The following is a 22,847-nucleotide window of genomic DNA, read 5'->3' as shown; positions in this document are numbered from 1 at the left end:
TCACGCGTTGGTACGCCGCGTGCGCAGGCCAGCGCATGGCACCGCCAGGAGCGCACCATGCCGGCCATGCAACGCTATCGCAATCTCTCGGGCAAGTCGGGCGTCGTCGCCTACGCTGTCGGGCAGGATCACCTGCTCGTGCAGTTCGTCGACGGCGCCATCTATCGCTACGACGCCTCGGCACCGGGTGCCGCGCACGTCGCGCGCATGCAGCAACTGGCACAGCGCGGACGCGGGCTGGCCACCTACATCAGCCGGCATGTGGGCAAGAATTTTGCCGACAAGCTGGACACGCCTTGACCGTTGAGAGGGCCCCGGCGGCCGGGGAGATCGGCTTCGCCACCCCGGCCGCCAGTTGACTCAGAACGGAATATCGTCGTCCATGTCGGCGAAATTGCCCATGCCGCCACCGGCCGGCTTGGCCGCCGGCTGGCTGGCCGGGGCGGCCGGGCGCTGGGCACGCGGCTGGGCCGGACGACCGCCACCGCCGCCGCCACTGCCGCCACTGCCGCCACCGCCGTAACCACCGCCCTCGCCGCCGAAGCCGCCTTCACCGCCGCCGCTCTCGCGCCCGCCCAGCATCTGCATCTGGTCGGCCACGATCTCGGTGGAATAGCGGTCGGCGCCGGTTTCCTTGTCCTGCCACTTGCGGGTCTTCAGACGGCCCTCGACGTAGACCGAGCGGCCCTTCTTCAGGTATTCGCCGGCGATCTCGGCCAGCCGGTTGTAGAACACCACGCGGTGCCACTCGGTTTCTTCGCGGCGCTCGCCGGAGTTCTTGTCCTTCCAGGTGGACGTGGTGGCGATCGACACGTTGCAGATGGCGGCGCCGTCGGGGCTGTAGCGGACTTCGGGATCGCGCCCCAGGTTGCCGACCAGAATCACTTTATTGACCGAAGCCATACGAGTACTCCATATCCAGATGAGGGTTCGGGCACGCATCGTCGCCAGTTCGGCGGCGTGCCGCAATTGTGTGATGCACGTAGTGTAGAAAAAGCGGCACCTCGCCGCGCGTCAGGCTGCGCGCCGGGCGCTGCCCGCGGCGTTCGCCCGGTGCACGTCCGTGACGGGCTTCATGCCCCAGGCCAGGGCCAGCCACACCAGAGCCAGAGCCGCGGCGGCCTCGAACACCCGGGCTGGCCCGCCATAGGCCACGAGCCAGCCGCCGAACGCCCCGCCCAGGAACAGCCCGGCCGACTGGGCCGTGTTGTACAGGCCCAGGGCAAAGCCCTTGTGCGCGGCCGGCGCCACCCGCGAGACCAGCGACGGCTGCAGCGCTTCCAGCACGTTGAACACCAGGAAGAAGCCGATCAGCGCAACCACCAGCGACGGGAAGGCCTGGCTTGCCATGGGCAGGGCCGCGCACACGCCGAACAGGCCGGCGACGCTGGCCAGCAGCGCGCCGCGGTGGATGCGCCGGGTCTCGGTGGCGAACACCACGGGCACCATCAGCACGAACGAGGCGAGGATGACCGGCAGGTACACCTTCCACAGTTCGCCGGCGGAAAAACCGCCGGTGCTGGCGAGCAGCGCCGGAACGACGATGAACAGCGCGACCTGCACCATGTGCAGCACGAAGACACCGACGTTCAGGCGCAGCAGGTCGGGTTGCGCGAGCGCGTGCCGCAGCGCCGTGCGGGGCATGGCCGCGCGGGCCTGCGCACCCGCCTCGGGCACCGCCCAGAGCGCGACCGCCAGCGCGCCCACGCCCAGGGCGGTGATGACCCAGAACAGCGCGGACAGGCCGCCCCAGCCGACCACCACCGGGGCGAGCACGAGCGACACCGCGAACGCCAGGCCGATCGAGCCGCCCACCATGGCCATCGCCCGGGTGCGCACCTCGTCCCGGGTGGCGTCGGCCAGCCAGGCGGTGACCGCAGCGGAGATCGCCCCGGCTCCCTGGATCGCACGCCCGACGGTGACCCAGCCGATGTCCTCGGACAGCGCGCACACGATGCTGCCGGCGACGAACAGCAGCAATCCCGCCAGCACCACCGGCCGGCGGCCCCAGCGATCCGAGGCCATGCCGAACGGGATCTGCAGGCAGGCCTGGGTGAGCCCGTACATGCCCAGCGCCAGACCGACGCGCTTGACGTCGTCGCCCCCCGCCAGGCTGCCGGCCGCGGCCGAAAACACCGGCAACAGCAGGAAAAGGCCCAGCATCCGACAGGCGAAGAGGCTCGCCAGCGCAATACTGGAGCGCCGCTCGGCTGGCGTCATGCGCACGGAAGGGGATCGGGACATGGGGGGTCGGAAGGCAAACGCAGCCCGCTATAGTACCAAGCCGTACGGCCGACGGAACGACTCGCCGCCGCGGCCGCCCCCCGGGAAATCCCCCTTGTCGAGCACGCGCAGGCTGGTCCGGACGCCTGCCGCCACGGCCCCTGCGGAATTTCCTGCCATTGCGCGACGCGTGGCCACGCGCGAAGCGCCATGACAGGCCCTGACGTTCCCGCCCGGCAGACACCCGGACTCTGATCGCCCCGCCCCTCTATAATTGGCGGTTTGGGCTTTCGAAACCGCGATGGACGTCATACGCATCCGGGGCGCTCGCACCCACAACCTCAAGAACGTCTCGATCGACCTGCCGCGCGAGCGGCTGACGGTCATCACCGGGCTCTCCGGCTCCGGCAAGTCCTCGCTCGCCTTCGACACGCTCTACGCCGAGGGGCAGCGCCGCTACGTGGAAAGCCTGTCGGCCTACGCGCGCCAGTTCCTGCAGTTGATGGACAAGCCCGAGGTCGACCTCATCGAAGGCCTTTCGCCCGCCATTTCCATCGAGCAGAAGGCCGCCGGCCACAATCCCCGCTCGACGGTGGGCACCGTCACCGAGATCCACGACTACCTGCGGCTGCTCTATGCGCGCGTGGGCACGCCCTATTGTCCGGAGCACCGCCTGCCGCTGGTCGCGCACAGCGTGAGCCAGATGGTCGACGCCGTGCTCGCCCTGCCCGCCGACACCCGGGTCGCCCTGCTCGCGCCGATGGCGCGCGAACGCAAGGGCAGCTTCGAGAGCGAATTCGCCGGGTTGCAGGCGCGCGGCTTCGTGCGCGTGCGGGTGGACGGGGAGTTCACCGAACTGGCCCACGACACGGCGCTGAAAAAGAACGAGAAGCACGACATCGACGTGGTGGTGGATCGCCTGCGGGTGCGACCCGGCATCGAGCAGCGCCTGGCCGAGAGCCTGGAGGTCGCGCTCGAGATCGGCGAAGGCCGCGCGATCGCGCTGGAAATGGACGCCGGCGCGGAACACCTCTATTCCAGCCGCTACGCCTGTCCGGTGTGCAGCTACAGCCTGCCCGAGCTGGAGCCGCGCCTGTTCAGCTTCAACAACCCGGTGGGTGCCTGCCCCACCTGCGACGGCATCGGCACCGTGGGGTTCTTCGACCCCAAGCGGGTGGTGGCGTTTCCCGAACTGAGCCTGGCGGCCGGGGCGATCCGCGGCTGGGACCAGCGCAATTCGTTCTACCACCAGATGCTGACCAGCCTGGCGGCGTTCTACGATTTCGAGATCGCCACCTCGTTCGAGGCGCTGCCCGCGAACGTGCGCGACATCGTGCTCTACGGTTCGGGCGAACAGGACATTCCCTTCACCTACCTCAACGAGAAGGGCCGCGCCACGGTCCGCTCGCATCCGTTCGAAGGGATCATTCCCAACCTGGAGCGTCGCTGGAAGGAGACCGACTCCGCCGCCGTGCGCGAGGAACTCGGCAAATACCGCAACGTCAAGACCTGCCCCGACTGCGGCGGCTCGCGCCTGCGCGCCGAGGCGCGCAACGTGTTCGTCGGCGCCGGCGGCCCCGACGAGGGCGGCCTGGCGATCTACCAGGTCGAGGCGATGCCGCTCGCCGACTGCCAGCACTGGTTCGAGGCGCTCGAACTCGCCGGCGCCAAGCGCGACATCGCCCAGCGCATCGTGCGCGAGATCCTGGCGCGGCTCACTTTCCTCAACAACGTCGGCCTGAACTACCTCTCATTGGACCGCAGCGCCGACACGATCTCGGGCGGCGAGGCGCAGCGCATCCGGCTCGCAAGCCAGATCGGCTCGGGCCTGACGGGCGTGATGTACGTCCTGGACGAGCCCTCGATCGGCCTGCACCAGCGCGACAACGACCGCCTGATCGCCACCCTGCGCCACCTGCGCGACCTGGGCAACAGCGTGATCGTGGTCGAGCACGACGAAGACATGATCCGCGCGGCCGACTTCGTGGTGGACATGGGGCCGGGCGCCGGCGAGCACGGCGGACGCGTGGTCGCCTACGGCACGCCGGCCGAGATCCTGGCCGACCCGGAGTCGCTCACCGGCCAGTACCTGAGCGGGCAACGCAGCATCGAGCTGTCGGCGCGGCGGCCGGTGCGCCGCGCCGACCCGGCCGGCCCGGCCGCCGAAGGCGACGAGCCCGCCCCGGCGCAGTGGCTGAACCTGACCGGCTGCACCGGCAACAACCTCAAGTCGGTCGATCTGCACCTGCCCACCGGCCGCTTCGTCTGCGTCAGCGGGGTCTCGGGCAGCGGCAAATCCACGCTGGTGAACGACACGCTGGCGGCGGCGGTCTCGCGCCACCTGCACAACAGCCAGACCGAGCCCGCGCCCTACGCCACGCTCGACGGGCTGGACAATCTCGACAAGATCATCATTGTCGACCAGAGCCCGATCGGGCGCACACCGCGCAGCAACCCTGCCACCTATACCGGCCTGTTCACGCCGATCCGCGAACTCTTCGCCGGGGTGCCCGAAGCGCGCGCGCGCGGCTACGACCCGGGCCGCTTCAGCTTCAACGTCAAGGGCGGGCGCTGCGAGGCCTGCCAGGGCGACGGCGTGGTCAAGGTGGAGATGCACTTCCTGCCCGACATGTACGTGCCCTGCGACGTGTGCCACGGCCGGCGCTACAACCGCGAGACGCTGGAGATCCGCTATCGCGGACGCAACATCGGCGAAGTGCTCGACATGACGGTCGACGAAGCGCAGGAATTCTTCAGCGCTGTGCCCACGCTCGCGCGCAAGCTGCAGACGCTGACCGCGGTAGGCCTGGGCTACATCCGGCTCGGCCAGGCCGCGACCACGCTCTCGGGCGGCGAGGCGCAGCGTGTCAAGCTCTCGCTGGAACTGTCCAAGCGCGGCACCGGACGCACCCTGTACATCCTGGACGAACCCACGACCGGCCTGCACTTTCACGACATCGCCCTGCTGCTGGGCGTGCTCGATCAACTGGTCGAAGCAGGCAACACCGTGCTGGTGATCGAGCACAACCTGGACGTCATCAAGGCGGCGGACTGGGTGGTGGACATGGGGCCCGAAGGCGGGGGCGGCGGCGGACACATCGTCGCGCAGGGCACGCCCGAAGACGTGGCGGCGAGCCCGCAGAGCCATACCGGCCCCTATCTGGGCCGCGTGTTGCGCGGGGCCAGGGCCGGCGGCTAGGCATCCGGACGGCAGAAGGGAAGTGACTGGCGGCGATGGAAACGGGAAAGGAAAGCGCGTCAGCCAGCCCTACCCGGCGCGCAGCACGCGATAATGCGCTTCGGTGGGCACGCAGCCGACGCCATTGATGGGCACCATGTCTTGCGGACATGCCGAAAACACCACGATGCACGCCATCTCCGCTCGCAGAGCGACATGATCGCCAGGCTTGCTCAGCGGTGGCTGCGAACTCAGCGTGCCGTCAGCGGCCACCGGTATGTTCATGAACAGGTTCAGCGGCGCGGGCGTGTGCGGCACTGGCACACCGAGCCCGGCCAGCGCCCGCGCCAGGTTCTCCGCGCAATTGTCATGATGATGGTCGCAGCCCAGCAGCCGGTAGCGCTTCGCGTCGCAGGCGGCGATGAGCGTGTCGTGCCCGCCCGGAGAGGTATCTTCGACAAGGGTGAGAATCGGCCTGCGGCGGTTGCTGTACAGGCTGTCGCCGACTCTCGGCGACAGCCTGTACAGCACACCACGCGTGTGCTCCATCGACATGAACTCGGCCGGCAGCGCGGCATTGAACGCCCAGGCGTCGATGACCTGGCTGCCGTGGGTATTGAGCACGCGCACGACGTCGCCGGAATTCAGTTCGACGGCCACGCCCTGGCGGGCGGGAATGAGTTGCAACGATTCGTCTGACATAGCGATCTGATCTGGTTGGGGTGAGCGCCGTGCTAACCCAGCGGAACCGCCCGCCCGCCCCGCTTGGCGCCGGGCGTGCGCCGGCCGGCGGGTGCGTCCGCCAGCCGCAGGGCAACGGCGTTGCCCCAGGTCCGCTCCAGCCATTCGGCGTACGATCCGGCACCTTGCTCCTCGGGTACGAAACCATGGGACGAGGAAACGTCCGAGCCTGCCTGGCGCAACGCCTTGCTCACCCGCTGGCCGGCGGCGCCCTTCAGCGCATCGGATTCGGCAATGATGCCGATCACCGTACCCGGGCGGCCCTGGCAATCGAAGGCGGGCACGGCAAGCGCGCTCAGGCCCGGGATCACATCGCCGTCCGTGCTGCCCATGCCCTGCTCGCGTACGCTGCCCACCAAGGCGTCGATGCGCTTGTGCTGCGAGGCCGACAATGCGGCCGACCCGACGACGCCAAGCTCGGCTGCAGCGCGCTCCATGGCCTGTCCGTCCGGCGGATACGCCAGGAAGACCCGGCCGGTAGCGGTACTCAGCATGGGATACACGCTGCCGATGTAGCTGTTGCAGATGAGCTTGGAGGAGCGGTCGAACCAGGCCACCACCGTGGGCCCCAAATCGCCCCACACAGAAACGATCACGGTGAGATCCAGTTCGCGATTCAGTGCCAGTGCGCGATCAATCGAGGCGCGCACGATATGGCCGCGCGCCAGGGTGCGCAGGCCAAGCAGATACAGATGCTCGCCGAGATCGTATTTGCCGCTCTGCTCCTCCTGACGGACCATGCCGGTGTTGAGCAGGCTCACCAGATACCGCCGGCACGTGCTCAGGTCCATGTCGGCGGCTTCGGCCAGTTCGGTGAGCGTGGCCGCCGAACTGAACGAAGCCAGCGTGGTAAGCACCTTCATGCCGATCTCGAGCGACTGGATACCGGGCGGCGAGGATTTTTCGCGATTGCGACGCGACACGGGATTGGTGGATGGGGAGGGCTCGCCCAGATTGGTGACCATGGAGAATCCGTTACGACGAAGAAGGGAAGCGAAGCGGCCGCGGCATGCACTCCGCCGCGCTCGAGGCATAGAGTAAGCCATGGCAATGGTCGTCCGCCTTGCCTGCGACACCGGGAGCAGCGTGTTGCGCGCGCGCGGCCTCGCGCGGCAATCGCGGCACCGACGCCAGCAGTGTTTGCGTGTACTCGTGCTGCGGCCGCCTGAAGACGTCTTCGGCCGCGCCCATCTCCACCATCCTGCCCCGCTGCATGACGCCGATGTGATCGGCAACGTGCGCCACCACCGAGAGGTCGTGCGAAATGAAGAGCATGGTGAGATTCAACTCGCGCTTCAGGCGCACCAGCAGATTCAGCACCTGCGCCTGGATCGAGACGTCCAGCGCCGACACGGGCTCGTCGCAGATCAGCAGGTCGGGCTTGAGTACCAGCGCGCGGGCGATGGCAACGCGTTGGCGCTGTCCGCCCGAGAACTGGTGCGGGTAGCGCTCGCCCGCCGCGGCGGGCAAGCCCACCAGTTCGAGCATCTGGCCCGCGCTGGCCCGTCTGCTGCGGCGGTCGCCCAGGCCATGCACGGCAAGGACTTCCTCTATCGCGGCACTTACGCGCTGGCGCGGATCAAGCGAGGAGAGCGGATCCTGAAAGATCATTTGCACGCGACGGCGCAGCCGACGCATATCGCGCACCGCAAGGCCGACCAATTCGGTGCCGGCCAGCCGCACGCTGCCCGCGTCGGGCGCAAGCAGCCCGCACGCGATCCGCGCCATGGTTGATTTCCCGCTGCCGGATTCGCCAACGATGCCCAGCGTGCTGCCTGCCGGCAGACGGAAACCGACGCCGGACAAGGCCGCCACAATGCCGCGGCCGTTGCGATAGTGCTTGCTCACGCCGTCCACGGCCAGCATGGGCGTCTCGCCGGAGCGCACCGCGGCGTCTATTCGATGCAATGCCATGAGGTTCCTGGTCGCTCGGGGTGCCGACGCAGCGGCGGCAGGACGCTGGCGCAGCTCGGAAGCGCCTGGCTACACCGCTGCGCGAAACGGCAGCCGGGCGCCATATCGGCGGGCGCCGGAACCTGACCGCCGATTTCGTTGAGCCGTTCGCCGCCAGCGGCACTGTCCAGTTCGGCCGGCAGGCAGTCCAGCAAGGCCCGGGTGTAGGGATGGTGCGGATGGACCAGAACGTCCGGGCATTCCCCCGTCTCGACGACATCGCCCGCATACATGACGGCGATGCGGTTGCAGAAGTTGCCCACCAGCGCCAGATTGTGCGAGATGAGCAGGATGGCCACGCCGGTTTCCTGTTGCAGGCGGTCGAGCAGATCGATGATCTGTGCCTGCACTGTCACGTCCAGCGCCGTGGTCGGTTCGTCGGCGATCAGCAGCCGGGGCCGGCAGGCCACGGCCATCGCAATCATCACGCGCTGGCGCATGCCGCCAGAGAACTGGTGGGGATAGCGCGCATAGCTTTCGGCCGGCTGCCGGATGCCGACCAGATCGAGCAGCTCGACCGCTTTCCTGCGCGCGTCCCGCACGGAGAGTTCGCGATGCTCGAGCAACACCTCGGCGATCTGCTCGCCCACCCGCATGACCGGATTCAGCGCGGTCAAGGGCTCCTGGAAAATCATCGAGATCTCCTTGCCCCGCACGTGACGCATGGCGCGCGCGTCCAGTCGCAGCAAGTCGTTCCCCATGAAACGGATCTCTCCCGACTCCACGGTCACCGCTTCGGACAGCAGGCCCATGATGGCCAGCGCCGTCAGGCTCTTGCCCGAACCGGACTCGCCGACCAGGCCGAGCCGCTCGCCGGGCTGCAGCGCGAGCTCGAGATCGCGCACGACGGCTCCGCGGCGCCCCATGGGGCCCACGGACAGGCACAGATTGTTGACTTGCAGCAGAGGTTCCATGTCAGTTTCTCCAGCACGCTTCGCGGCGTCTTCCACGACGCATGGAACGGGTACGGCCCGATCCAGGGCGCCGCGGATCCGGCTTTGCCGGTCCGCCAGCGCCGCTCCCTTGAGGGGGCGCGCGAAGCGCGTAGGGGGTGGGCTCCATGTCCGCCTCAACCCAAGGCCAATCGCGGATCCCGGCCTTCGGATAGCGCCTCCGCCACGAAGTTCAGGGCAAGCACCGTCAGCATGATGGCTGTTCCGGGGATGGCGGTGAGCTGCCATTCCGTACGGATCATCTCGCGGCCCGCGCCTATCATGCCGCCCCAGGTGGTCACGTTGGAGTCGCCCAGCCCGAGGAACGACAGGCCCGATTCGATCAGAATGCTGGTGGCCACCACGATGGAGATCGTGATCAGAATGGGCGGCGCGATATTGGGCAACACATGGCGCAGGATGATCCGGCCATGTGTCATGCCCACGGCCGTACAGGCCTCGATGAACTCGCGCTCGCGCAGCGCCAACACTTCGCCGCGGGCCAACCGAGCGATGGGCGGCCAGGAAACCGCCGCGATGGCGATCATCATCGAGCGGATCGAGGGGCCCAGCACCACCGTGAGCGCGATCACCAGGATGATCGGGGGGACCGTCTGGAATAATTCCGTGATCTTGCCCAGAACATTGTCCACCCAGCCGCCGAAGTAGCCCGAGAGCACGCCGATCAGGCCCCCCACGACCACGGCGAAAACGGTGGACACCACGCCGATCAGCAGGGTCGCGCGTGCGCCGTGTGCCAAGCCGGCCGCCACGTCGCGGCCCAGCATATCGGTGCCCAGCGGATGGGCGGCTTGCGCGCCAGGCGCGAGCAGGGGCTGGGCCACCATGCTTTGCGGATCGCCGGGAAAGAGCATGCCCGCACCCAGCGCAACGGCGGCCAGCGCCAGCAGAATGCCTTCTCCCACCAGCAGGCGAGGATCGATCGATCGGATGTTCATGACGGGTCTCCGGACATGCGCGGATTGAACACGCGGTAAAGCAGGTCTACGACGATGTTGGTGGCAACGACCAGCAGCGAGCTGAAAAGCAGCACGGCCATCAGCAGGTTGTAGTCGCGCTGCAGCATCGCCTCGAACGCCAGCCGGCCCAGCCCGGGCCAGCCGAACACCGTCTCCACGAACACGGCACCGCCGATCAGGCCGCCTACATGCACGCCCGCCAGCGAGAGCACCGACGTTATGGCGTTGGGCAGCACATGGCGGCGCAGCGTCTGCGCGCGCGAGATGCCCTTGCTCGCGGCCGTGCGCACATAATCCTGCTTGAGCACCTCCAATACCGCGGTGCGGCTCAGGCGAACATACAGTGCCATGTAGAACAGCGACAGCGATAGTGCCGGCAGCAAGAGGTGCCGCAGCACTGCCAGCACCGTGGCCCAGCCGCCGGGGCTCGGGCCCAAGGGCATCATGCCGCCCGTGGGCAACCAGCCGAGCTGCACCCCGAACACGATGATCATCATCAGGCCCAGCCAGAACGTCGGTGCGGCATAGGCCACCAGCGACAGGAACGAGATCAGCCGGTCGGTCAGGCGGTTGTGGCGCAGCGCAGCGAGAGTACCCAGGGCCGTGCCCCCCGCGATCGCGATGAAAAGACTCGTCCCGCCCAGCAACAGGGTGGGCCACAATCGCTCGAGCACGAGTTCGAGCACCGGTTGCTCATGGCGGAACGAATACCCCATGTCCAGCATCGCCAGCCGCGCGAGGTAGTGCCCATACTGCACGTACAGTGGCAGGTCCAGACCGAACCGCACGCGCAGCTCCTCCACGTAGCCCGGCGGCGCCGCGCCGGCCTCCCCCGCCATGATCTGCGCCAGGTCGCCCGGCGCCAGGCGCAGCAGAAAAAAGCAGGCGGTGATTATCAGGAAGATCGTGGGCGCCGCCTGCAACAGGCGGCGCGCTAGGAATCGGCCGGCCATGTCGGTTTCCTCGTGCGTTCCGCTTTACCGCTAGGGCGTGAGCCAGACTTCCTTGAACGATGCATACGGGCCTTCGCCGCTGACATCGTAGCCCTGTACCTTGTCGTTCAGCACGGTGACGAAGCGCATCTCGAACAGATTCAGGATGGGCAGTTGCTCGGCCACCACGCGCTGGAACTCATGGAACATCTGCGTACGCCGGGCCACATCGTTCTCCACCCGCGCCTGGCGCAGCAGTTCGTCGACGCGCTCGATGCGCACTGACGTGTTGACGAACGGCGTGCCCTTGCTGATGTTCGAGCTGAGATAAAAGCGGTCCACACCCAGGGTGGGATCGGACAGCGAATAGCTGAAGTTGAGCGTGGCATCGAAGGCATACTCCGCATAGACGTTCCGGATGAAGGTGCCGAGATCGGAATTGCGCAGCTCGACCTGGATGCCCACGCGGCGCAGCGCCTGGCGGATGTATTCGGCCGTACGCAAGGTTTCCGGGTCGCGCAGCGTATCCAGCGTCATGCCGAAACGTATCCCGTCCTTGCCTGCCGGGTAGCCGGCCTCGTCCAGCAGTCTGGCGGCTGCCTGTACATCGTAGGGGTACTGCGGCACATCCCCGGTGTACTGGCGCGAGCTGGATGCGATCGGGCCGGTGGCCGGTTCGCCGAAGCCGAAATAGATGTTCTTGACGATGAAGTTCCTGTCGATGGCGTGCGCCACCGCCTGGCGTACCTCGACCTGATCGAAGGGCTTCTTGTCGAGGTTGAACTCCATCAGGAACATCGGCGCGAGCAGGCCGTAGCCGCCGGTGGTTACCCTCAGCCCGGGCGCCTTCTCGATGCGGGAAATGTCGGCCAGCGCAACCGGATTGAACACACCCATCAGCGTTTCGCCCGACTCCAGCGAAGCCGCGCGTGCGCCGCCGTCGGGAATCACCTGCAGCACCACTTCGTCGAGGTGCGGCTTGGGGGCATCCCAATAGTCCGGGTTGCGCACCAGCCGGATGTACTGGCCCTTCTTCCATTCGGCGAACTTGAACGGCCCCGTGCCGATCGGCGCGTTGAGCGCCGGGTTGCCGGCGATATCCGCCCCTTCGAACACGTGCTTCGGCACGACCTGACTTTCGTAGGAGCTCAAGGCGTTCAGGATGACCGGGCTGGGCTCGGACAGCGTTACGAGCACCGTGTGATCGTCGGGTGTCTCCACCGACGTCACCTTGTCGTAGGTGGAACGTCCGCGGCCATGCAGCTTCTTCCAGATCTCCATCATGGAGAACTGTACGTCGGCCGCGGTGAAGGGTTGGCCGTCGTGCCACTTCACCCCTTGCCGAAGATGGAACACATAGCGCTTGCCGTCCGGGCTCTCATCCCAACTGGTGGCCAACGCGGGCTGCGGGTTGAGATCGGCATCGTATTGCAGCAGCCCTTCCATGATCTTGGTGGACATGGTGGCCAGATAGGCCGACGTATTCACGGCCGACACCAGTGCCGGCGGTTCGATCGGCTGTACAAGGGTGAGCCTGCCGCCCTTGTGGGGCTCGGCGGCGCCGGCAAGCAGCGCAACGGCCAGCAGGCTCATGCCGACACAGGACTGGACGAGTCTATGAACAACGCACGGTTTCATGACGGACTCCTTGTTGATGCGGTTGATTCGGCTTGTCTCGCCTGGGCGGTGGGCCGGAAATGAGGTTCGTTCGAGCCTTGGGCATTCACTTTCACGGCGAACACCGAGCCGGCCTGGGGCTGGCTTGCCAGTTGCGCGCTGCTCAGGCTGCCGCGCGCGGAGGTGATGACGAGGGTGGAAAGATCGTGGCCCGCGAAAGCGCACATCGTCGGGTTTTCCACCGGCAATCGCAGCACGAAAACCTCGCTGCCGTCAGGGGCATGGCGCACGATGCGTCCGCCGCCGTAGCGGGCGATCCAGTAGTGCCCCTCGGTATCGACCGCCGCGCCGTCCGGCCGCCCTTCGCCTTCGGGGGCCACGGCGAATACGCGGCGCTCGGCGGCCGTGCCCGTGGCCGGATCGTAGGCATAGCGCCACACGGTACGCCGCCGCGAATCGGCGTGGTACATGGTGCGGCCGTCCGGACTGAAGGCCAGGCCGTTGGAACAGATGATGTCTTCTTCCTGGACGGACACGGCGCCATCGCCATCGATGCGGTAGAGCGCACCCGCAGCCTCGTCCAGCGTCTCTTTCATGGACCCCACCCAGAACCGGCCGGCCGGATCGCAACGGCCGTCGTTCAGGCGCGAGCCAGACCGGCGGTGCGCGATGCGGGCGAGTTCGCGTTGCACCCCGCTTTGCACATCGATCAGTGCCACGCTCGACTCGAGCCCGGCTATCAAACGCCCGGGCCCGGCCAGGCCGATGCAGCCAACGGCCTGCCGCGTTTCAATCGCACGCAGCGCGCCACTGTCCCAGTCGTATGCCATGATGCGGCCGGCGTGGATGTCCACGAAATACAGGGTGGCGCTGGCTGCGTCCCAGAGCGGGCATTCGGTCACCTGGGCGCGCTGGTCCACCAGACAGTGCAAGACGCCGGCTAGCATAGGTCACGCTCGCGCAGGGTATGCAGTACGGCCGCGCGGCGTGCGTCGATGGGCTGGCCGCTGGTGGCCACCGTTGCATCGGTGACGGCGTCGCGGATCCGCGCGAGCATCCGATCGTCGTCGTCACCGGTGGACGGGATATTCAACACCGTATCGTGCGACAGGGTCGGCAACACGCCGGTGTGCGCGCCGGGCATGCGGTTCACGGGTTCGCCCTTGTGCAAGGCGTCGATGTGCCGCTGCAGATTGCGCCGCAGCATGGCAATGCCCACGTCGGTGGTACCCAGGTTCTCCAGTGCATGCACCGCGATCGGCCGCTGCGACGCCTGTGCGTCGTAGTCGCCAGGCGCGCGTTGGCGCTCCTCGTAGGGCCGCTCGCCGGTCTGGCCCAGAAAGTCCACTTTGTTGAAGCCGATCTCCTGCGGACGTCCGCGACCGTCGGGGTCCACCTGATCGTTGAAGTGCCGCCAGCCGATGGTGATGCAATGCGTGTCGTCCACCGGCACCACCCAGCGCGTGATGGCCGGGGGCACCATCAGTTTCTGGCGCGATCCGTCCTCCCATGTAGCGCCGAACTGCGCCATATTGGGCAGCACGTCCTCCATCACGCGCACCCATACCAGATCGCCTACGCGGCGAGCAGTGGTGGCAATGACGCCCGTGTCGGTGGTGCGATAGCCGGTGCTGGGAAGAATGCCGAACGATTCGGAGAACTGCACGCCGGCCACCCGCGTGTGCAGGAATACCGAGTGCGCGGGATCCATCGCATTCTCGTGCGATTGCAGCCAATTGCATGGGAACGGCAGGTAATAGGGATGCAGCAGGTTGCCTGCGGCCATGACGGCATCGGGCAGCGCGAACGGCGGTTGCTCTTCAATAGGCCCGAAGTACGCGAAGATCAGGCCGGCGTGCTCGCGCACGGGATACGCACCCTGGCATACGTGCGCAGTGATGCGACTGGCGGGCGGCTCCCCGGGAGCGGCGATGAGCGAGCCATCCACACCATACAACCAGCCGTGATAACAGCAACTGATGCCCTGCTCAGTGACGATGCCGAACTCCAGCGATGCACCCCGATGGCTGCAATGCAGGTCCAGGCAGCCCAACCGGCCGCTCAGATCGCGAAAGAGCACCAGGTCTTCGCCAAGAATGCGGATTCGTTTGGGCAGATCGCCCAGCTCGCTGGACATGAAGACGGGATGCCAGAAGCGGCGCAGCAGTTCGCCGCAAGGCGTGCCCTTGGATACCTGCGTGAGATTGGCGTTGGCCGGCTTGGCCAGGTCCTTGTAGTACCCCGAGTACGGTTTGATGGTGCGCGTGGTCGTCATTCGGAAGCCTTGTGTCGAAAAGACGGACGGACGTAGTCGGCCTCCTGCACATCCGACTATCGTTATGTGCAACTCGTTGTACGAGCATAGTCAGACACATTTCCGGAATACACAATAAGTTGTACATATTGATTTTTTCTATGGGTAGCGGTGGTGCGGCCGGGCACTACCCCGATGCGCGAATGGCACCGTTGCAGAGCGCTGCAACAGACCGGCGCACGGTTGCAGGGCCCGCCAGGGCGGTCTGCGCATGTGCGACGATGTCCTCGATCCGATAGATCAGCTTGTGGCTGGGGGCAATATTGAATCTTGCCTGCCACCCGCGCAGTAGCACGCGGGTCTGGCGAAGTGCCCTTGAGTTCGTTGGCTCGCGCCACGGACGGCTTCGCGATATCGACGCCCAGCGCGCGCAGCCAGGCCGCGTCCTGATCGTCGTCGTTGCGCAGCCAGGCCAACCATCCCGGTGTGTCTTCGTCCCGGATTCGCCCCCGGGGAAAGGCCGTTCAGGCTTCAGCCTCGTAGGTGCAGACCGAATACACCGGCGTGCCGGTGGCTCGCACCGCGTCGCTGCCCTTCAGGTAGACGAGGTCGATGATCGAGGCGGCCTCGGTCACGGTGGCGCCCAGGCGCTGCAGCAGCTTGATCGCGGCCACCATGGTGCCGCCGGTGGCGATGAGATCGTCGATCACCAATACCTTCTGGCCGGCCTGGACCGCGTCGGTGTGCATCTCGACGGCGGCGCTGCCGTACTCGAGCTGGTACTCCTCGGCCACCGTGGTGTATGGCAGCTTGCCGCGCTTGCGCACCGGCACGAAGCCCAGGTTCAGCTCATAGGCGAGCACACTGCCCACGATGAAGCCGCGCGCGTCGATGCCGGCGATCAGGTCCAGGCCCTGGTTCATGTAGCGGTGCACGAAGATGTCCACGAGCACCCGGAAGCTGCGCGGCTCCTGCAGCACGGGCGTGATGTCGCGGAACATGACCCCGGGCTTGGGCCAGTCGGGCACGGTGCGTATGCGGTCGCGGACGAATTCGGCGTTGGAAAGCATGGGACGGATGCCAGGATGCGCGCCGGCCGGCGCGAAAGACACACTGTAGCCCAAGTGCGCACGCCCCTGCGCCGGCCGGGTGCGGGCCGGGTGAGGACCATGACGCGCCGGCCCGGCGCCTGCGCAGGCGTGCCGAGGCGCGCTAGGGAAAGAAGCGCGCCAGGATCATGCGCAAGGTGCGCGCGAGCGCCGCCACGTCGTGCGCGTCGGGGATGAAGCGTTCGAAGCGGTGATCCAGGGCCAGGTGCGCGAAGCCATGCACGGTCGACCACGCGCCGAGCAGCGCGGCCGAAGTCCCGGCGTCCAGCGGCGCATCCGGCGCCAGCCTGAAGTACGCACGCCCCGCGCGCTCGAGCTCGGCGTAGGCGGCATCGCCCGCGGCCGCCAGGCGCGCATCGCCCGCGATCAGGCGATCCTCGCGGAACATGAGCTGAAAGCGTGCCGGATACGCCAGCGCGAAACGCACGTAGGCCAGCCCGAGCGCCTGCACCCGCTCCGCAGGGGAAGCGGCGCTGTCGGCGCCGCTTTCGGCGAGAAAGCGCTGCAGCTCGGCGAAACCGAGCAGCGCGACCTCGGTGAGCAGCCCCGCGGCGCTGCCGAAGTGATGCGCCGGCGCCGCCGCGGTCACGCCGGCGCGGCGGGCCGCTTCGCGCAGCGTGAAGCCCTCGACCCCGCGCTCGGCCAGGATGGATTCCGTGGCCTGCACCAGCGCATGGTGCAGGTCGCCATGATGATAGGGGCCCGCGCGCTCAGGCGCGCGCTCTCGCGTCCGCATCCGCACGCAGTGTCCTCGCTGTGAAGGCCAGGGCGCGCATCGGCAGGCGCCGCCCTGTGCCGGCGCCAAGCATAGCAGCGCGGAGGATTGGGTAACATACGCGCATGTCCGCATCCTCTCCCATCGCCATCGACGCGCAGGCCATTCTCGCCAGCGCCCGCCGCACGCTCGAGATCGAGGCCGACGCCGTGCGCGCGCTCGCGCAGCGCCAGGGTGCGCCCTTCGTGGCGGCCGTCGAACGCCTGCTGGCATGCCGCGGCCGCGTGGTGGTCAGCGGCATCGGCAAGTCCGGCCACATCGCGCGCAAGATCGCCGCCACCCTGGCCTCCACCGGCACGCCGGCCTTCTTCGTACACGCCGCCGAGGCCGTGCACGGCGACCTGGGCATGATCACGGCCCAGGATCTCGTGCTCGCCCTGTCGCACTCGGGCACCACGGAGGAGCTGCTCACCATCCTGCCGCTCGCGCGCCGCATGGGCGCGGGCATCCTCGCCATGACCGGCAACCCGGGCTCGCCGCTCGCCCGCCTGGCCGACGTCCACCTGGACACCAGCGTGGCGCGCGAGGCCTGCCCGCTCAACCTTGCGCCCACCGCGAGCAGCACCAGCGCGCTCGCGCTCGGCGACGCGCTGGCCGTGGCCTGCCTGCAAGCGCGCGGCTTCGGCTCCGAGGACTTCGCGCGCTCGCACCCGGGCGGGGCGCTGGGCCGGCGCCTGCTCACCCACGTGCGCGACATCATGCGCGCGGGCGAGCGCATTCCCAAGGTCCACGCCGACGCCGGCATGAACGAGACGCTCGCCGAGATGTCTGCCAAGGGCATGGGCATGACCGTCGTGGTCGACGACGAGAACCACGCCGTCGGCATTTTCACCGACGGCGACGTGCGCCGACTGATCGCCCGCGTGGGCGACATCCGCCAATGCACGGTGCGCGACGGCATGAGCCCGCAGCCGCGCAGCATCGGGCCGGACGCGCTCGCCGCGCAAGCCGCCGCCATCATGGACGAAGGCCGCCTGAACCACCTCGTCGTGCTCGATGCGCAAGCCCGCCTGGTCGGCGCCCTGCACATGCACGATCTGATGGCCGCCAAGGTGGTATAACAGCCCGCATGCCGAACAACCCGACCGTTCCCCACCCGGCCGAGGCCCTGATCCTCGCCCGCATCCCCGCTCCCGTGCGCGAGCGCGCCGCCCGCGTGCGCCTGATGGTGTTCGACGTCGACGGCACCCTGACCGACGGCTCCCTCTGGTACGGCGAGCACGGCGAAGCCCTGAAGCGCTTTCACGTGCTGGACGGCCAGGGCCTGCGCATGCTGGCCGCCGGCGGCGTCACCGTGGGCATCCTCACCGCGCGCGATGGCCCGATCGTCACGCGGCGCGCGGCCGACCTGGGCATCGCGCACGTGGTGCAGGGCGTGCACGACAAGGCCGGCGCGCTCGCCGCGCTGGCTCAGCGCTGCGGGCTCACCTTCGAGGAGGCCGGCTACATGGGCGACGACATCAACGACCTGCCCGCCATGCGGCAGGCCGCGTTCGCCGCCACGGTGCCCGGCGCACCGTCCTACGTGGCGCAGGCAGCGCACTGGTGTGCCCAGCGCGGCGGCGGCGCGGGCGCGGCGCGCGAGTGCTGCGACCTCATCCTCGCGGCCCAGGGCCGCCTGAGCAACGTGCTCACCGGCACTCCCCAACCCATCCTGCCGGGCGCCAGCCCGCAGTAGGCCATGCGGGACCGCGCCACTTCGCTCATCGCCGGCCTCGTGCTGCTCGCCATCGTGGGCAGCACCTGGTGGGCGGCTGACTACGCCCGCCGCTCGATCCCTGTCGATCCGCCACGCCGGGTCACGCACGAGATGGACAGCTTCATCGACCATTTCGTGATGACCCGCACCGACGAGACCGGGCTGCCGGCGGCCCGCCTCGAGGGCCCGCGCGCCGAGCACTACCCTGACGACGATTCGTACGAAGTCCGCCAGCCGCGCGCGATCAGCCAGCGGCCCGATCGCTCCGTCACCGTCGCCACCGCCGAGAACGGACGCATGGATCAGGACGGGGCACGCATCGTGCTCAAGGGCGACGTTGCCTTCCGGCGCCCTCCCGCCAACGGCGAGCCCGGCCTGCTCATCGAGAGCGAGCAGATCACCCTGCTTCCCAACGAGGATGTCGCCTTCACCGAGCTGCCGGCCGCGGTCACCCGCGGCGACGGCTCGCGCATCACCGGCACCGGGATGCAATACGACAATTCCAGTCGCCAGTTGACGGTCAGCTCCGATGCGCGTGTCAAAATAGCGCCGCGTGCGCCCGAGGCGAACGACTGATCCGCAGGGCCCGCGGGCCCTCCACTCCACTTTCCATGCGCATGCCATCCACCATGCCCCACTCGCCGGCTGCCCAGATGTCCGTCCCTCATGCGACTGCCGCGTCGCGCCTCACCGCGTGGCTCGCAAGCGGCGTGGCCGCGCTGTGCCTGGCCGCCCTGCCCGCGCATGCCGGCGAATCGCCCCGGCTGCAGCAGGACGTGCCCACCCTGATCGACTCCGACCAGCTCGACTACGACGACACCAAGCAGACCAGCGTGTTCACCGGCAACGTGGTGCTGACGCGCGGCGACCTCAGCCTGCGCGCCGAGCGCCTGGAGCTGCGCCAGAACGACGCCGGCGAGCAATTCGCCGTGGCCACCGCGGGCGCGGGCAAGCAGGTCTACGTGCGCCAGACCCAGCCCGACAGCGTCGAGCTGATCGAAGGCTACGCCGACCGCGCCGAGTGGGACAGCCGCGCCGAGCAGCTCGACTTCATCGGCCGTGCCGTGGTCACCCGCATGGCCTGCAGCCAGAAGCTCGACGAGATCCGTGGCGAACGCATCAGCTACAACCAGCAGCGCAATGTGTATTCGGCGAGCGGCGGCCAGATGTCCGGTGCGCCCAAGGGCCGCGTGCGGACCATGATCCAGTCCCGTACGACCAGCGACGCCGCGGTCAAGTCGTGCGCGCCCACGGGGGGCAAGCAGTGACGCAACCCGGTACCTTGCGCGCCACCGGGCTGCGCAAGACATACGGCGCGCGCACCGTGGTGCGCGATGTCTCGATGGAAGTGGGCAGCGGCGAAGTGATCGGCCTGCTCGGCCCCAACGGCGCGGGCAAGACCACCAGCTTCTACATGATCGTGGGGCTGGTCGCGGCCGACGCCGGGCGCATCGAGATCGACGGCAGGGACATCACCGCCCTGCCGATCCACAAGCGCGCCAGGCTCGGACTGTCCTATCTGCCGCAGGACGCCTCGGTGTTCCGTCGGCTGACGGTCGAACAGAACATCCGCGCGGTGCTCGAACTGCGCCGCAAGCCCGACGGGCGCGCGCTGGCCCGCGCCGAGATCGACGCTGCGCTCGAATCGCTCCTGGACGAACTGCAGATCCAGCACATCCGCGGCAACGCCGCCATCTCGCTGTCGGGCGGCGAACGCCGGCGCGTGGAGATTGCGCGCGCCCTGGCCACCGATCCGCGCTTCATCCTGCTGGACGAACCCTTCGCCGGCGTGGACCCGATCGCGGTGATCGAGATCCAGCGGATCGTGCGGTTTCTCAAGAGCCGCAACATCGGCGTGCTCATCACGGACCACAACGTGCGGGAAACCTTGGGTATCTGCGATCGTGCCTACATTATCAACGAAGGCGCCGTGCTGACCGCAGGGCATCCGGACGAGATCGTGGACGACCCCGCGGTAAGACGCGTTTACCTCGGCGAACATTTCCGCATGTAGGCGGCTTGCATTCGGCGGCCATCCCGCTACACTGGAATGGCGCAGACGGCCGCCTCTTGCGGCAATCCGCGCCATTCTCAGCACAGGAACAGGAGGCCAACCTATGAACCTGAGCATCAGCGGTCATCAGCTCGAGGTCACACCCGCCATTCGCGAATACGTGACGAACAAGCTGGATCGGGTATTGCGGCACTTCGATCACATCATCGACGCACAGGTGATTCTGTCCGCCGCCAAGCTGCGCCACACCGCCGACGTGACGGTGCGGGTGCCCGGCAAGGACATCCACTGCGAGGCCACGGACGAGAATCTCTACGCGGCCATCGATCTGTTGATCGACAAGCTGGATCGCCAGGTCGTGAAGTACAAGAACAAGGTGCAAGCCCACGCGCCCGAAACGATCAAGCGCAACCCTCTGGCTCCCGATACGGTTGAAGCCATCTGAGCCGCAGTGGCCGTGCTAGGAGGCCGGCGAACCGTGTAAAACGGTTTCGCGCCCCGCCGCAATCCTGATTGCGCGGGGCGCGGGCGCGCAACACAGGCCCCGCATCCGCCTGCCCATCCCTCCCTTTACACGGGCGCGTGAACAAGCCACACTCGCGGAATCAGCGACGCGGCAAATATCGTTACAAACCCCCTTGCGCTGCTCCAGCTTCACCTATAATGGTTTTTTGTTGCAGTGAAGCATTCACTCCAGATGAGCCTGATTTCACGCATCCTGCCCGCGTCCAACGTGGTGCTCGATCTTCCTGCCACGAGCAAGAAGCGCGCGTTCGAACACGCTGCGCTCCTCTTCGAGAACCATCATGGGCTGCCGCGCCTTGCCGTCTTCGATAGCCTCTTCGCGCGCGAGCGCCTGGGCTCGACGGCGCTGGGCCATGGCGTCGCCGTGCCGCATGGCCGCATCAAGGGCCTGAACGAGGCGGTCGCCACCTTCGTCCGCCTGGCGCAGCCGGTGCCGTTCGACGCGCCCGACGGGCAGCCGGTACGCATGCTGATGTTCCTCCTGGTGCCGGAAGTTGCAACGCAACAGCACCTGGAGATCCTGGCCGAGTTGGCCCACATGCTCTCCAGCAAGGAGCTGCGCACGGCACTGTGCGAAGCCGAGACGCCGGAAAAAGTCCACGAACTGCTCGCCGGCTGGCAGCCGGCCTTCTCCGACACCCCTTGAGCAAGACCGAACTCCCCGTCCTCACGCTGCGCACGGTTGCCGAGGACAATTCCGGCAAGCTCTCGCTGTGCTGGCTGGCCGGACGCGCAGGCGAAAGCCGCACCATCGGCAACGACTACCTCGCGCCGTCCGATCGCGTCGGCCACCTGAACCTCATCCACCCCAGCCGCATCCAGATCTTCGGGCCGCGCGAAGTCCATTACTTCGCCCGGTTCGACGCAAACAAGCGGCGCCAGCACCTGGACGACCTGCTGGCCGGGGGCGTGCCGGCCCTGGTCATGGCCGATGGCCTCGTGCCTCCCGCGGACATCGTCGCCTATTGCGACGAACACGCCCTGCCTCTGTTCGGTTCGCCGCTGCACGCCGCCGAAGTGATCGACATCCTTCGCCTGTACGTTGGCCGCGCGCTCGCGCCGCAGGTCACCATGCACGGCGTCTTCATCGACGTGCTGGGATTGGGCGTGCTGATCGCCGGGGAATCGGGGCTGGGCAAGAGCGAGCTTGCGCTCGAACTCGTCTCGCGCGGCCATGGGCTGGTCGCCGACGACGCCGTCGAGTTCGCCCAGGTGGCCCCGGGCATCATCGACGGCCACTGCCCGCCCTTGCTGCAGAACATGCTGGAGGTGCGCGGGCTGGGTCTGCTGGACATCCGCACCATCTTCGGCGAGAGCTCGGTCCGCCGCAAAATGCGCCTGCGCTTGGTCGTGCAACTGGTGCGCGCCCTCTCCGAGGAGGCCCAGCGCCACCGCCTGCCCCTGCAGGACACCACGCAGGACATCCTGGGCCTGCCGATCCGCAAAGTGGTGCTGCAGGTGGCCGCCGGGCGCAACCTGGCCGTGCTGGTCGAGGCCGCCGTGCGCAACACCATCCTGCAATTGCGCGGCATCGACACCCTGGCGGATTTCATGGAGCGCCAGGCACAAGCGATCCGCAACAATGAGGTATAATCCCGCTTCTTTGTTTGAGGCCGGTCCTGAACGCGCGCCATGTGCGCACACCAGAGACCATCCTTGAGCCAAGCGGGCAGGACGCCGCCAAGCCGATCGGCGACGTTCAGCAGACAAGCAGCAAACCGTTGGTTGTGATTTGCCAAGTCTGAAAATCCCCGATATAATCTTTTTCTTTCTTCCCCGATAGCTCAGTCGGTAGAGCGACGGACTGTTAATCCGCAGGTCGCAGGTTCGAGCCCTGCTCGGGGAGCCAAAAATTCGAAGGGCCGCACGCAAGTGCGGCCCTTTTTGCTGTGCGCGCGATATCGCCGCATGTGGC

General features: G+C 67.7%; 23 protein-coding genes and 1 tRNA gene. 11 read left to right on the top strand and 13 right to left on the bottom strand.

From position 1 onward, the window contains the following. Positions 1 to 57: 57 nt before the first annotated feature. Complete coding sequence (locus FOZ76_RS20120) at positions 58 to 300, top strand: hypothetical protein (protein WP_342781881.1); 243 nt, start codon at positions 58 to 60, stop codon at positions 298 to 300. Between the two features lie 60 nt (positions 301 to 360). Here the strand turns inward: FOZ76_RS20120 and ssb are convergent, their stop codons facing one another. Further along, positions 361 to 903: a single-stranded DNA-binding protein gene (gene ssb / locus FOZ76_RS20115; RefSeq protein ID WP_143950065.1), complete on the bottom strand. Its 543-nt coding sequence runs from the start codon at positions 901 to 903 to the stop codon at positions 361 to 363. 111 nt (positions 904 to 1,014) lie between these two features. Further along, positions 1,015 to 2,244, bottom strand: a complete 1,230-nt coding sequence (locus tag FOZ76_RS20110) for an MFS transporter (RefSeq protein WP_143950064.1) — start codon at positions 2,242 to 2,244, stop codon at positions 1,015 to 1,017. 280 nt (positions 2,245 to 2,524) lie between these two features. Here FOZ76_RS20110 and uvrA point away from each other — a divergent pair, with 280 nt between their 5' ends. Further along, entirely contained in the window at positions 2,525 to 5,422 is a 2,898-nt protein-coding gene (gene uvrA / locus FOZ76_RS20105) for an excinuclease ABC subunit UvrA (protein WP_143950063.1), read from the top strand. A 69-nt stretch (positions 5,423 to 5,491) separates the two neighbouring features. Here uvrA and FOZ76_RS20100 read toward each other — a convergent pair whose 3' ends face one another. The 11 genes from FOZ76_RS20100 to FOZ76_RS20050 all read right to left on the bottom strand — a co-directional run bounded on the left by FOZ76_RS20100 (position 5,492) and on the right by FOZ76_RS20050 (position 16,655). Then, positions 5,492 to 6,103 carry a DUF1989 domain-containing protein gene (locus FOZ76_RS20100; RefSeq protein ID WP_143950062.1) on the bottom strand — a complete coding sequence of 204 codons (612 nt, stop codon included), beginning with the start codon at positions 6,101 to 6,103 and terminating at the stop codon, positions 5,492 to 5,494. 32 nt (positions 6,104 to 6,135) lie between these two features. Next, complete coding sequence (locus tag FOZ76_RS20095; RefSeq protein WP_170235550.1) at positions 6,136 to 7,107, bottom strand: IclR family transcriptional regulator; 972 nt, start codon at positions 7,105 to 7,107, stop codon at positions 6,136 to 6,138. Between the two features lie 10 nt (positions 7,108 to 7,117). Next, positions 7,118 to 8,008, bottom strand: a complete 891-nt coding sequence (locus FOZ76_RS20090) for an ATP-binding cassette domain-containing protein (protein WP_170235549.1) — start codon at positions 8,006 to 8,008, stop codon at positions 7,118 to 7,120. A 29-nt stretch (positions 8,009 to 8,037) separates the two neighbouring features. Next, positions 8,038 to 9,009: an ABC transporter ATP-binding protein gene (locus FOZ76_RS20085; RefSeq protein ID WP_143950059.1), complete on the bottom strand. Its 972-nt coding sequence runs from the start codon at positions 9,007 to 9,009 to the stop codon at positions 8,038 to 8,040. 155 nt (positions 9,010 to 9,164) lie between these two features. Then, positions 9,165 to 9,986 carry an ABC transporter permease gene (locus FOZ76_RS20080; RefSeq protein ID WP_143950058.1) on the bottom strand — a complete coding sequence of 274 codons (822 nt, stop codon included), beginning with the start codon at positions 9,984 to 9,986 and terminating at the stop codon, positions 9,165 to 9,167. Beyond that, positions 9,983 to 10,960, bottom strand: coding sequence for an ABC transporter permease (locus FOZ76_RS20075; RefSeq protein ID WP_143950057.1), 978 nt, complete (start codon positions 10,958 to 10,960; stop codon positions 9,983 to 9,985). The genes FOZ76_RS20080 and FOZ76_RS20075 overlap by 4 nt, the downstream gene beginning before the upstream one ends. Positions 10,961 to 10,990: 30 nt before the next feature. After that, the gene (locus FOZ76_RS20070; protein WP_143950056.1) at positions 10,991 to 12,577 is read right to left on the bottom strand and encodes an ABC transporter substrate-binding protein; all 1,587 of its coding nucleotides are present in this window, start codon (positions 12,575 to 12,577) and stop codon (positions 10,991 to 10,993) included. After that, positions 12,574 to 13,503 (bottom strand): SMP-30/gluconolactonase/LRE family protein, encoded by a 930-nt coding sequence (locus FOZ76_RS20065; RefSeq protein WP_143950055.1) that lies wholly within the window; start codon positions 13,501 to 13,503, stop codon positions 12,574 to 12,576. Before FOZ76_RS20065 ends, FOZ76_RS20070 begins: the two co-directional genes overlap by 4 nt. After that, entirely contained in the window at positions 13,497 to 14,831 is a 1,335-nt protein-coding gene (locus FOZ76_RS20060; RefSeq protein ID WP_143950054.1) for an aromatic ring-hydroxylating dioxygenase subunit alpha, read from the bottom strand. Before FOZ76_RS20060 ends, FOZ76_RS20065 begins: the two co-directional genes overlap by 7 nt. A 503-nt stretch (positions 14,832 to 15,334) precedes the next feature. Continuing rightward, positions 15,335 to 15,880, bottom strand: a complete 546-nt coding sequence (locus tag FOZ76_RS20055) for an adenine phosphoribosyltransferase (RefSeq protein WP_143950053.1) — start codon at positions 15,878 to 15,880, stop codon at positions 15,335 to 15,337. Positions 15,881 to 16,022: 142 nt separating this feature from the next. After that, positions 16,023 to 16,655: a TetR/AcrR family transcriptional regulator gene (locus tag FOZ76_RS20050; RefSeq protein ID WP_170235548.1), complete on the bottom strand. Its 633-nt coding sequence runs from the start codon at positions 16,653 to 16,655 to the stop codon at positions 16,023 to 16,025. Positions 16,656 to 16,759: 104 nt separating this feature from the next. Between FOZ76_RS20050 and FOZ76_RS20045 the strand changes: the two genes are divergently transcribed. From FOZ76_RS20045 to FOZ76_RS20005, 9 genes are all read left to right on the top strand, one after another. After that, on the top strand, positions 16,760 to 17,755 hold the full coding sequence (locus tag FOZ76_RS20045) for a KpsF/GutQ family sugar-phosphate isomerase (RefSeq protein WP_143950051.1): 996 nt from the start codon (positions 16,760 to 16,762) through the stop codon (positions 17,753 to 17,755). Between the two features lie 8 nt (positions 17,756 to 17,763). After that, the gene (locus FOZ76_RS20040) at positions 17,764 to 18,372 is read left to right on the top strand and encodes a KdsC family phosphatase (RefSeq protein WP_143950050.1); all 609 of its coding nucleotides are present in this window, start codon (positions 17,764 to 17,766) and stop codon (positions 18,370 to 18,372) included. Between the two features lie 3 nt (positions 18,373 to 18,375). Then, entirely contained in the window at positions 18,376 to 18,969 is a 594-nt protein-coding gene (lptC, locus tag FOZ76_RS20035) for an LPS export ABC transporter periplasmic protein LptC (protein ID WP_143950049.1), read from the top strand. A gap of 77 nt (positions 18,970 to 19,046) precedes the next feature. Continuing rightward, positions 19,047 to 19,661, top strand: coding sequence for a lipopolysaccharide transport periplasmic protein LptA (gene lptA / locus FOZ76_RS20030; protein WP_170235547.1), 615 nt, complete (start codon positions 19,047 to 19,049; stop codon positions 19,659 to 19,661). Next, complete coding sequence (gene lptB / locus FOZ76_RS20025) at positions 19,658 to 20,407, top strand: LPS export ABC transporter ATP-binding protein (RefSeq protein ID WP_246129663.1); 750 nt, start codon at positions 19,658 to 19,660, stop codon at positions 20,405 to 20,407. Before lptA ends, lptB begins: the two co-directional genes overlap by 4 nt. 103 nt (positions 20,408 to 20,510) lie before the next feature. Further along, the gene (gene hpf / locus FOZ76_RS20020; RefSeq protein WP_143950046.1) at positions 20,511 to 20,852 is read left to right on the top strand and encodes a ribosome hibernation-promoting factor, HPF/YfiA family; all 342 of its coding nucleotides are present in this window, start codon (positions 20,511 to 20,513) and stop codon (positions 20,850 to 20,852) included. 252 nt (positions 20,853 to 21,104) lie between these two features. After that, entirely contained in the window at positions 21,105 to 21,578 is a 474-nt protein-coding gene (locus FOZ76_RS20015; protein ID WP_143950045.1) for a PTS sugar transporter subunit IIA, read from the top strand. Beyond that, complete coding sequence (hprK, locus tag FOZ76_RS20010; protein ID WP_143950044.1) at positions 21,575 to 22,525, top strand: HPr(Ser) kinase/phosphatase; 951 nt, start codon at positions 21,575 to 21,577, stop codon at positions 22,523 to 22,525. Before FOZ76_RS20015 ends, hprK begins: the two co-directional genes overlap by 4 nt. Before the next feature lie 180 nt (positions 22,526 to 22,705). Further along, a tRNA-Asn gene (locus FOZ76_RS20005) sits at positions 22,706 to 22,781 on the top strand. Positions 22,782 to 22,847: the final 66 nt, after the last annotated feature.

The organism is Verticiella sediminum (assembly GCF_007558815.1).
GTDB lineage: Bacteria > Pseudomonadota > Gammaproteobacteria > Burkholderiales > Burkholderiaceae_B > Verticiella > Verticiella sediminum.
The sequence above is the reverse complement of the archived record's forward strand: the minus strand, read 5'-3'. Positions and strand labels throughout refer to the sequence as shown.

What these genes read in the sequence shown, in the direction of transcription:
- FOZ76_RS20060 (WP_143950054.1), bottom strand. Translation starts at nt 14,831, where the DNA reads ATGACGACCACGCGCACCATCAAACCGTACTCGGGGTACTACAAGGAC.
- FOZ76_RS20070 (WP_143950056.1), bottom strand. Translation starts at nt 12,577, where the DNA reads ATGAAACCGTGCGTTGTTCATAGACTCGTCCAGTCCTGTGTCGGCATG.
- FOZ76_RS20015 (WP_143950045.1), top strand. Translation starts at nt 21,105, where the DNA reads ATGAGCCTGATTTCACGCATCCTGCCCGCGTCCAACGTGGTGCTCGAT.
- FOZ76_RS20040 (WP_143950050.1), top strand. Translation starts at nt 17,764, where the DNA reads ATGCCGAACAACCCGACCGTTCCCCACCCGGCCGAGGCCCTGATCCTC.
- FOZ76_RS20065 (WP_143950055.1), bottom strand. Translation starts at nt 13,503, where the DNA reads ATGCTAGCCGGCGTCTTGCACTGTCTGGTGGACCAGCGCGCCCAGGTG.
- FOZ76_RS20050 (WP_170235548.1), bottom strand. Translation starts at nt 16,655, where the DNA reads ATGCGGACGCGAGAGCGCGCGCCTGAGCGCGCGGGCCCCTATCATCAT.
- FOZ76_RS20100 (WP_143950062.1), bottom strand. Translation starts at nt 6,103, where the DNA reads ATGTCAGACGAATCGTTGCAACTCATTCCCGCCCGCCAGGGCGTGGCC.
- lptA (WP_170235547.1), top strand. Translation starts at nt 19,047, where the DNA reads ATGTCCGTCCCTCATGCGACTGCCGCGTCGCGCCTCACCGCGTGGCTC.
- FOZ76_RS20075 (WP_143950057.1), bottom strand. Translation starts at nt 10,960, where the DNA reads ATGGCCGGCCGATTCCTAGCGCGCCGCCTGTTGCAGGCGGCGCCCACG.
- lptC (WP_143950049.1), top strand. Translation starts at nt 18,376, where the DNA reads ATGCGGGACCGCGCCACTTCGCTCATCGCCGGCCTCGTGCTGCTCGCC.
- hpf (WP_143950046.1), top strand. Translation starts at nt 20,511, where the DNA reads ATGAACCTGAGCATCAGCGGTCATCAGCTCGAGGTCACACCCGCCATT.
- FOZ76_RS20055 (WP_143950053.1), bottom strand. Translation starts at nt 15,880, where the DNA reads ATGCTTTCCAACGCCGAATTCGTCCGCGACCGCATACGCACCGTGCCC.
- uvrA (WP_143950063.1), top strand. Translation starts at nt 2,525, where the DNA reads ATGGACGTCATACGCATCCGGGGCGCTCGCACCCACAACCTCAAGAAC.
- FOZ76_RS20085 (WP_143950059.1), bottom strand. Translation starts at nt 9,009, where the DNA reads ATGGAACCTCTGCTGCAAGTCAACAATCTGTGCCTGTCCGTGGGCCCC.
- ssb (WP_143950065.1), bottom strand. Translation starts at nt 903, where the DNA reads ATGGCTTCGGTCAATAAAGTGATTCTGGTCGGCAACCTGGGGCGCGAT.
- FOZ76_RS20045 (WP_143950051.1), top strand. Translation starts at nt 16,760, where the DNA reads ATGTCCGCATCCTCTCCCATCGCCATCGACGCGCAGGCCATTCTCGCC.
- FOZ76_RS20080 (WP_143950058.1), bottom strand. Translation starts at nt 9,986, where the DNA reads ATGAACATCCGATCGATCGATCCTCGCCTGCTGGTGGGAGAAGGCATT.
- FOZ76_RS20120 (WP_342781881.1), top strand. Translation starts at nt 58, where the DNA reads ATGCCGGCCATGCAACGCTATCGCAATCTCTCGGGCAAGTCGGGCGTC.
- FOZ76_RS20095 (WP_170235550.1), bottom strand. Translation starts at nt 7,107, where the DNA reads ATGGTCACCAATCTGGGCGAGCCCTCCCCATCCACCAATCCCGTGTCG.
- FOZ76_RS20110 (WP_143950064.1), bottom strand. Translation starts at nt 2,244, where the DNA reads ATGTCCCGATCCCCTTCCGTGCGCATGACGCCAGCCGAGCGGCGCTCC.
- FOZ76_RS20090 (WP_170235549.1), bottom strand. Translation starts at nt 8,008, where the DNA reads ATGCTGGCCGTGGACGGCGTGAGCAAGCACTATCGCAACGGCCGCGGC.